At 54.6% G+C, this 1515-nt stretch carries 1 protein-coding gene; it reads right to left on the bottom strand.

Annotated features, from left to right (window positions below; all coding sequences use genetic code 11):
* The coding region (locus L4C36_RS23725; protein ID WP_489685896.1) for an autotransporter outer membrane beta-barrel domain-containing protein at positions 1-1515 on the bottom strand (1515 nt) is incomplete at both ends.

Here is a 1515-nt window from a genome sequence, read left to right on the forward strand (position 1 = left end):
GTGTCACTTCAGCCGTTACGGTGCCGTCAGCACCCAGTTCGTCGCTGTTGTAGACGCCGTCACCGTTAGTGTCGCCTAGCAGCTCTACCGATGGGGCCGGAGCTGCACCATTATCAACCAAGGCGTTATCACTTACTTCTGGAGAGGCATTGCCTGCGGCATCGACCACTTGCGCCGTGACTTCAACACCGTTGCCGCCAGTGATAGCGCCAACATTCACTTCAACCTGAATGCCGTTGTTCAAATCATCTTGAGTGATCACACGATCAACCAGCACAGTACCGTCGGTATCTTTGATGATGACGCGGTCGCCGACTTCAGTGCCCGCAGCCAGTGTCACTTCTGCGGTGACTGTGCCGTCAGCRCCCAGTTCGTCGCTGTTGTAGACGCCATCACCATTGGTATCACCCAGTAGCTCTACCGATGGGGCCGGAGCAGCACCATTATCAACCAAGGCGTTATCACTTACTTCTGGTGAGGCGTTACCTGCGGCATCCACAACCTGAGCTGTGACTTCAACGTTGTTACCTGTACCAACCGATACTTCAACTTGGATACCGTTATCAAGATCTGCTTGGGTAATTTCACGATCAACGAGGATTGATCCGTCTGTGTCTTTAATGATGACGCGGTCGCCAACTTCGGTACCTGCAGCCAGTGTCACTTGTGCAGTTACGGTGCCGTCAGCACCCAGTTCGTCGCTGTTGTAGACGCCGTCACCGTTAGTGTCGCCTAGCAGCTCTACCGATGGGGCCGGAGCTGCACCATTATCAACCAAGGCGTTATCACTTACTTCTGGTGAGGCGTTACCTGCGGCATCGACCACTTGCGCCGTGACTTCAACACCGTTGCCGCCAGTGATAGCGCCAACATTCACTTCAACCTGAATACCGTTATCGAGATCTGCTTGGGTAATTTCACGATCAACGAGGATTGAGCCGTCTGTGTCTTTAATGATGACGCGGTCGCCGACTTCGGTACCTGCAGCCAGTGTCACTTGTGCAGTTACGGTGCCGTCAGCACCCAGTTCGTCGCTGTTGTAGACGCCATCACCATTGGTATCACCCAGTAGCTCTACCGATGGGGCCGGAGCAGCCTCTGAATCTACCAGCGCATTGTCGCTCGCTTCTGGGGATGGGTTACCGGCAGCATCCACGACCTGTGCGGTCACTTCAACGTTGTTACCTGTACCAACAGACACTTCAACCTGGATGCCGTTTGCTAAATCTTCAGCCGTCACTTCACGGTCAACCAAGATTGAACCGTCTGTGTCTTTAATGATGACGCGGTCACCGACTTCGGTGCCCGCAGCCAGAGTGACTTCTGCGGTGACTGTGCCGTCAGCGCCCAGTTCGTCGCTGTTGTAGACGCCATCACCATTGGTATCACCCAGTAGCTCTACCGATGGGGCTGGTGCTGCCACATCATCCACAAGTGCATTGTCGCTCACTTCTGGCGATGGGTTGCCTGCGGCATCCACCACTTGTGCGGTCACTTCAACGTTGTTACCTGTAC

The organism is Photobacterium japonica (assembly GCF_050337005.1).
Lineage (GTDB): Bacteria > Pseudomonadota > Gammaproteobacteria > Enterobacterales > Vibrionaceae > Photobacterium > Photobacterium japonica.